This is a genomic window from Chamaesiphon sp. OTE_20_metabat_361, from assembly GCF_031364565.1.
Map to the genome: position 1 here is coordinate 1 of NZ_JANLWO010000836.1, position 7,144 is coordinate 7,144.

Genomic DNA, 7,144 nt, shown 5'->3' on the forward strand with positions numbered 1-7,144 from the left:
GGTTGCGGATGCAATCGCGCTGAGGTTTCCTCAGCGTGCGTTGCACCAAGCAGAAGAATGAAACCCAACATTTCAAAGGCGTTGGGGTGGATGTTGGGTTTCGCTATCGCTCTACCCAACCTACGACTATTTGTCCTCTTACTCCATTACTAACCGAACCGTATTGCAATACCTCTTACCTTTTACCTTTTACCTTTTACCTTTTACCTTTTAACCCTATTCCCTATCCCCTATCCCCTATTCACTATTCCCTATCCATTAAAAAATTCCTTAAATTGCCAATATCGAGGGTATAAGGCTCCGACACGATCGGGTAGAATCCTTAGTATGCGAGTTTGTCGGTATTGTCATGCCGAGTGGTGCCAGCGTGCCAGCTCAATTGTATTGAAGATTGCTACCATCCTCTACATCGATCGAAACTCATGCAACTAGCTCCCTTTGGTTCTTGGAAATCACCGATTACGGCAGATGCGATCGTCGCTGATAGTATCGGTCTAAGTTCGATCGTTTTAGATGGTACGGATATTTATTGGTTAGAATCGCGTCCGCAAGAAGCGGGTCGCAGTGTCATAGTTAGGCGCACCGCTGATGGACAGAGCGAAGATGTGACGCCATCGGGATACAATGTCCGCAATCGCGTTCATGAGTATGGTGGCGCTGCCTATACCGTCGTCGATGGTTGCGTGTATTTTAGTAATATTACCGACAATTGCCTATATATTCAGGACTTACGATCGCCACAGCCGGAGCAGATTCGCCAACTTACTCACGATAAAAATAAACGTTACGCCGATTTGACGATCGATCCTCGAAATCAGCGCTTGATCTGCGTTCAAGAGGAGCATGATTCTACCGAATTCGAGCCGTTAAATACGATCGTTAGCATTAGTTTGACGCAACCCGATGACGTGCGGATTTTAGTCGGTGGCTGTGATTTTTATGCCGCACCCAGATTGAGTCCCGACGGCACCAAACTCGTCTGGCTGAGTTGGAATCATCCGAATCTCCCTTGGGATGGCACCAATCTTCAGATGGCAACCATCAGCAATGGCTACCTCTCAGCACCCGTACCCATCGCTGGCGGCGCAAATGAGACCATTTTTCAACCCCAATGGCGCAGCGATGATACCTTGTTTTTTATAAGCGATCGCACGGGCTGGGGCAATCTCTATTGCTGGCATGATGGTAATATTACGGCGGTATATCCACTAGAAGCCGAATTTGGTTTGCCCCAATGGATTTTTGGGATGTCTACATATGCCCTCGTCGGCAATCGGATCGTCTGCACCTACACTCAGCAGGGGATCTGGCAGATGGGCTTAATTAATACCCTCAGCGGTCATTTTACCAAGCTGCATGTGCCCTATACCGACATTGCTAATATTTGCGCTATAGGCAATTTAGTCGTCTGTTGCGGCGCTTCAGCCACCCAAACCAATGAGATTATTGCCATCGATTTGCTGAGTGAATCTCGCGAAGTGCTCAAACGTTCCAACAAAGTCAAAGTCGATCCTGGCTATCTATCGATTCCCCGCTCGATCGAGTTTCCCACTACCGACGGTCAAACTGCCTACGCTTTTTATTATCCACCGACCAATCAAGATTACCAACCCCTGCTCGGCGAAAAACCGCCCCTGCTAGTCAAAAGTCACGGTGGCCCCACGGCAGCGGCTTCCAACCAACTGAGCCTTAAAACCCAATATTGGACGAGTCGAGGCTTTGCAGTGGTGGATGTCAATTATGGTGGTAGTACTGGCTACGGTAAAGCCTATCAGCATCGGCTCGATGGGAAGTGGGGGATTGTCGATGTCGATGATTGTACCAATGCTGCGCGGTATCTGGTCCAACAGGGCTTAGCCGACGCCAATCGCTTGGCAATCTCTGGGGGCAGTGCGGGCGGTTATACGACGCTAGCGGCACTGACTTTCGGGGATACTTTCAAAGCGGGTGCGAGCTATTATGGAGTCAGCGATTTGATTTCCCTAGCTAAAGATACCCACAAGTTTGAATCGCAATATCTCGATCGCTTAGTCGCTCCTTATGCCACCGAGCCAGATGTTTATCGTACTCGATCGCCCCTTTATTTTACCCAGCAATTATCCTGTCCGATTATTTTCTTTCAAGGTTTGGAAGATAAAGTCGTCCCGCCCAATCAGGCGGAAATGATGGTGGATGCCCTCAAAGCGAAAGGGATTCCGGTCGAGTATGTCACCTTTACCGACGAGCAGCATGGTTTCCGCCAAGCAGCAAATATCAAACGTGCCTTAACTGATGAATTTGCTTTTTATGCGCGGATCTTTGGGTTCGAGCCAGCGGTTTAATTATCGTGGAAATTGCACGGTTTCTTTAGTTCTCATTGGCATCACCGCGCCAATTCTCTCGATATCGTCCCTCTATTCTCAACTTAAATTGTGGTTCAATTTACCCAACTCAGTCTACTATCTGCACTCCCGAGTGGCCTCACCTCGGATAGTGGCAAGCGTGTAGCTCACAAACCAACTCGCCGTTCAGCCCCTCGCACCGTTAAACCTAAAGTGGAGTTGAGATATCTAGCTTTCGATGATGATTATTTTTGGGAATTAATTAGAAAGGATTATAGTTCGGCATGGAAATATGTCGGACGGATGACTCGAACTCTCTAATGCCTGGGTGAATCGCTATTTTAAAAAGATTATTTCTTCAAGCGATCGAGAATTATCGTTTTCCGCTTAGAACGTACTCGATCGGTCTATTGGCACCGTCATCACCGATCCGAATTTCTAAAAATACAGCAATGATATATTAGGTCATCAAACATATCATTGCCGATCGTTCACATTAGATTCGATCGATCTAAAAAGCGCCTAAAAGTACCGCAGCGGTAAATACAGTAAATACTCCTAAAGCAGCTAAAATAATTCCAAAGTAAGGGGCGCGATTGGTTTTATCGATATATTCGTTAACTTTTTTATCTTTTGGTTCGGGATGCCAAATCATTGGTTTCATATCGTTCACCTCACTTTAGAAAGTTGCTTATATCTTCAAAATATAGCAAGATCTCATCGTGTTGACCTGCACCAAAAGATAGATTTTGGTTTGATGTTAAATCATCCTCATTGGCTAGCGCTTAGCTCTGGCGATCGGGTAAAGTCTTCATTAATGTTGCCATTTCGATCGCGTTCAGTGCGTAACCCCAGCCGTGATTGCCCTTGATGCCCGCGCGTTCCAAGGCTTGAGTCATCGTATCGACAGTCAGCACTCCAAAAATAACGGGTGTACCGCTTTGAAATCCTACCGCCGCCACACCTTTGGCGACTTCTGAAGACACATAGTCAAAGTGAGGAGTATCGCCCCGAATTACCGCACCCAAGCAGATAATCGCATCATAGCGACCGGATTCCGCCATCCTCTTTGCCACCAGCGGCACCTCAAAGCACCCGGGAACCCACGCATAGTCTACTTGACTACCATTGGGGTCGATATCGATACCGTGGCGTTTGAGACAATCCTGACAGCTATCTAGAAGCTTATTAGTAACAAGGTCATTAAAACGACCGACCACGATCGCAAACCGTAAAGAACTATCGCAGACGAGAGTGCCTTCAAAAACTGCCATTTAATTATTAGTTGCCTGTAAAGTCTAGATACATATATTATAAAGCGGGAACGGCAGGTTGAGATCGGCTGCAAGTGAGACAATGTAATCGTCCTAGCAGCCAATCTGCACGCTCGGCAATTTTAGACTACCAAGAAGTTGAGTACGCCGACGACAACGACGAGCAATGCCCACGCGCCGGAACCGACGAACAGGAGCTGTTTCGATCGATCCCAGTTTTGTGGTGCTGCATAAGCAACAGGCACGCCGACGATCATCACGAAAGACAGTAGTACTAAGGCAAATAGCGCCAGGTTGAAAATTACGATCATTTTATATATACGCTCCCAAAACAGCAATATGTTAACTCAGCTATATAAAAATTTAGCACCTCTGTGCTGGTTGGTGGTGATTTATCGGTAGTTATCTATACCTTCGCTCAGTCGGAGCGAGTTGCAGCGTAAATCTGAGGGTACCCACAAGCGATGCGCGCACGCCTCTGTTCCCCGACGAGCGCGCATCGCTGCGCCTCTGCGGTTAAAAACATCCAGATCTCAATTCTTGTAAATCAAATAGGATTGCTATACATATTTAGACGCTCAAACTTGCTTGAATTGCATAAGTTGGCACCTGAAGAAAATAGCTCCGATTGAACTGTTCCTCCTCGATCGCCGCAAAGAATTTTTGGACTGTAAATAATGAGTACAAATCTACATCCCGATCGACTTGTGACTGAGACAATACAATCTTTAAGAGATTAGTTTTTTCCTTTAAGGATACCTGAAAACCAATTTCAACCAGCGCATCTAAACCCAGTCTCACCGATCGATCGCGAATATCTAATCGCAACGCCAATCGCTCTAAATCGATCTCTTCTTGAGTGTTCGCTAGATATTTAGCAATCCCCACTAACTGCTCGAAGATCTCGCGACTACTGGCTAAATTAGTTGACTGATAATCTAATGCTAGTTTACCACTCGATCGGATCGCTCTTTGACAATATACCTGTAGCTCACTCCAGTTACTCGGACATTTTTTAATCCAGGTAATCGCTGCTGCATCGACATCGAGATCGACTGGAGCATGACGAAAATCAATCACTTCCAATGTCGCTTGCCGATTCGCTAAATTAGGTTGTCTGAATAGATCGTGGATATTATCAACTATTGCCGCAGGGCGGACTTCAATCAGCCGAATTTCCAACCGCTTTTCATAAGAATTGTAATCTAGTTCGACGACCGCATCACAATTTACGCGCGGAATCTCATGCTCGTAATGTCCCCACCAAATTCCTGGAAATCCTTTGCCACTACTTGCATCAATTAGCTCGAATTTAGTCCGAATATATTGAACGGTCTTACCTTTAAAATCTTGAATATTCTTGTTTTTGATGTCCTTGAAATGACAATTTTTAATTAAGAGCTTAGGTGCGGGATTGCCCATTCCATAAGGTTCTAGCAATAGGAGGTCTTCAAATAAGTCTCGTCCGCTAGATACCCACAAATCGGCGACTGTCACGATCAGATCTGTCTGAATCGATAGCGGTGGTAATTTATCGATCTGGGCGTGTAACTGCCGATCGATCGCTTCTGTGAAGATTGGAATATTTTCGACATTAATACTCATCCCGGCGGCGAAGGGATGTCCGCCGAAACTATTGAGTAAATGTGCTTGAGAATTGACTAACTGATAGAGATCGACATTTTGAGTCGATCGAGCGGAGCCTCTGGCGATTTTAGCCTTATCTCTACCTGCATCTTCCTCACTATTAGTACTTAATAAAATTGTTGGCTTGCCATGCTCCTGAGCGATTTGTCCGGCAATCAAACCCAATACTCCCGGCGACCAATTGTTATCTACCAGCACGATAACCGAAGTAGTAGACAAATCCAGTTCGGCTAATTTAGCCTGAACTTTGAGCGTCATATTCTTTTGTAATTCCTTCCGGCGGGTATTCGCTAATTCAGTTTCGGCGGCTAATTCATGACACCGCTCGACATCTTTACTAGTTAATAACTCTACCCCAAAACTCGCATCGCCATGAATCCGACTAATCGCATTAATACGCGGTGCAATGCCAAACGAAATATCCGTCGGTCGATCGCCATTACGCTTACACAATTGCAATAACTTATTTACCCCCGGACGAAAGCCATCGAGATCGGTTTGGTTTTGGAGTGTCAATCTTTTGATACCCATCTGGGCGAGATAGCGACAATCACCATTAAGTTTAACCAAATCGGCAATCAATCCGATCGCGACTAAATCTAATAAATACTCAACAGGTTGCTGCGGAATATCTGGCAAAGTTAGATATAGTGCCTCCATCAATTTGTACGCCACCGCAACACCAGCTAAATGAAATAAAGGGTGACTCTCTTCAAAATAACGCGGGTTGATAATCGCTGCTACAGGTGGACGTTGGCTGGGCAAAGTATGGTGATCGGTGACGATAATATCGACACCTAACTTAGTTGCATATTCAATTTCTTTAGTATTCGTACTGCCAGTATCGCAAGTAATAATTAAATTTACCCCCTGCGCCGCCAATCGCTTAATTCCCGCAATGTTTAAGCCATGGGATTCCTTCATCCGATCGGGAATATAATAACTAAGCTGTCCCTGCCCGAAAAACTGCCTCAAGCCGTCCCACAGCACGCTCGTCGCCGTGACCCCATCCGCATCAAAATCACCCCAAATAGCCACCTTCTCGGCGTAGATATAAGCTTTTTTTAGCCGCTCCATCGCCGCTGTCATTTCTAGCCCAAAAGCAAAGGGACTAGTCGGCTGATATTTGTCACTATCCAAATAACCCGGAATCCGATCGATCTCCCGAATCCCCCGCTGCCATAATAATTGAGCGGCATATTTACCATTGACAGTCGGCTTGCACGATCGTACCGCCGCGACAAATTCAGCCGGAATTTCTAATTGAGGTGGTAGTTGCCAGTCTAAGCTCATATTGCACAGTTTTTTATAGTCATCCTAGACTATTTTCGATAACCAGTCATCGATACAGTTGGCTCATTGCGGCCAACCTACACACGCTGCATCGGTGAGCTGCTGAAGGTCGCGATCTTCGGCATATAATTCGGCATATAAGTCCGCAGAGTGAGCTAGTTCCTCTCGTTCTAGTTCTTGCGCTAGTCGATCTAATGCCAAGCGGACGAGCGCACTTTTGTCTTTAAAGCCCCGAACTTTAAATTGTGCGAGAAAATCAATATGCGATTGCTCCAGCGTAAATTTTGCCTGTGCCATCTCGATTGCCTCAAGACCTTATATTAGGTACTTTTTTCAGTCCTTAACATAAGACCCTAATCGCCTGCTTGTCAAGAATCGATCGATAGAGACAATCGTGCGGGGGAGATGCTCCGCAAACGAGGTAGAATAAATAACGATCTATATTTACAGATCGATTTGGCTCAAGCCGAGGCTACGATCGAGTAGCAGGCTGACACCAACGTGAATGGCGACGGTCAGAGTGCTAGTTTCTAGATACCACACCTCTTGGCGATCGCTGTTGAACTCACCAATCATCAGCTTTAACTAAACTAGCTATGCTCGATCCGA

8 protein-coding genes are annotated in these 7,144 nt (G+C 46.0%); 2 read left to right on the forward strand and 6 right to left on the reverse strand.

Annotated features, from left to right (window positions below):
* The first annotated feature begins 422 nt into the window (after positions 1-422).
* Together RMO35_RS23435 and RMO35_RS23440 are read left to right on the forward strand one after the other, a co-directional pair.
* Positions 423-2,321, forward strand: a complete 1,899-nt coding sequence (locus tag RMO35_RS23435) for a S9 family peptidase (RefSeq protein WP_309744865.1) — start codon at positions 423-425, stop codon at positions 2,319-2,321.
* Positions 2,322-2,411: 90 nt separating this feature from the next.
* Positions 2,412-2,642: a hypothetical protein gene (locus RMO35_RS23440; RefSeq protein WP_309744866.1), complete on the forward strand. Its 231-nt coding sequence runs from the start codon at positions 2,412-2,414 to the stop codon at positions 2,640-2,642.
* A gap of 190 nt (positions 2,643-2,832) precedes the next feature.
* Here RMO35_RS23440 and RMO35_RS23445 read toward each other — a convergent pair whose 3' ends face one another.
* The 6 genes from RMO35_RS23445 to RMO35_RS23470 all read right to left on the reverse strand — a co-directional run bounded on the left by RMO35_RS23445 (position 2,833) and on the right by RMO35_RS23470 (position 7,111).
* Positions 2,833-2,985: a hypothetical protein gene (locus tag RMO35_RS23445; RefSeq protein WP_309744868.1), complete on the reverse strand. Its 153-nt coding sequence runs from the start codon at positions 2,983-2,985 to the stop codon at positions 2,833-2,835.
* A gap of 121 nt (positions 2,986-3,106) precedes the next feature.
* Positions 3,107-3,595, reverse strand: a complete 489-nt coding sequence (gene ribH / locus RMO35_RS23450) for a 6,7-dimethyl-8-ribityllumazine synthase (RefSeq protein WP_309744870.1) — start codon at positions 3,593-3,595, stop codon at positions 3,107-3,109.
* A gap of 122 nt (positions 3,596-3,717) precedes the next feature.
* Positions 3,718-3,906 carry a photosystem II reaction center protein PsbZ gene (psbZ, locus tag RMO35_RS23455; RefSeq protein ID WP_309744872.1) on the reverse strand — a complete coding sequence of 63 codons (189 nt, stop codon included), beginning with the start codon at positions 3,904-3,906 and terminating at the stop codon, positions 3,718-3,720.
* Between the two features lie 259 nt (positions 3,907-4,165).
* Entirely contained in the window at positions 4,166-6,535 is a 2,370-nt protein-coding gene (recJ, locus tag RMO35_RS23460; RefSeq protein WP_309744874.1) for a single-stranded-DNA-specific exonuclease RecJ, read from the reverse strand.
* Between the two features lie 63 nt (positions 6,536-6,598).
* Entirely contained in the window at positions 6,599-6,832 is a 234-nt protein-coding gene (locus tag RMO35_RS23465) for a hypothetical protein (protein ID WP_309744876.1), read from the reverse strand.
* 147 nt (positions 6,833-6,979) lie between these two features.
* Positions 6,980-7,111 (reverse strand): hypothetical protein, encoded by a 132-nt coding sequence (locus tag RMO35_RS23470; protein WP_309744878.1) that lies wholly within the window; start codon positions 7,109-7,111, stop codon positions 6,980-6,982.
* Positions 7,112-7,144: the final 33 nt, after the last annotated feature.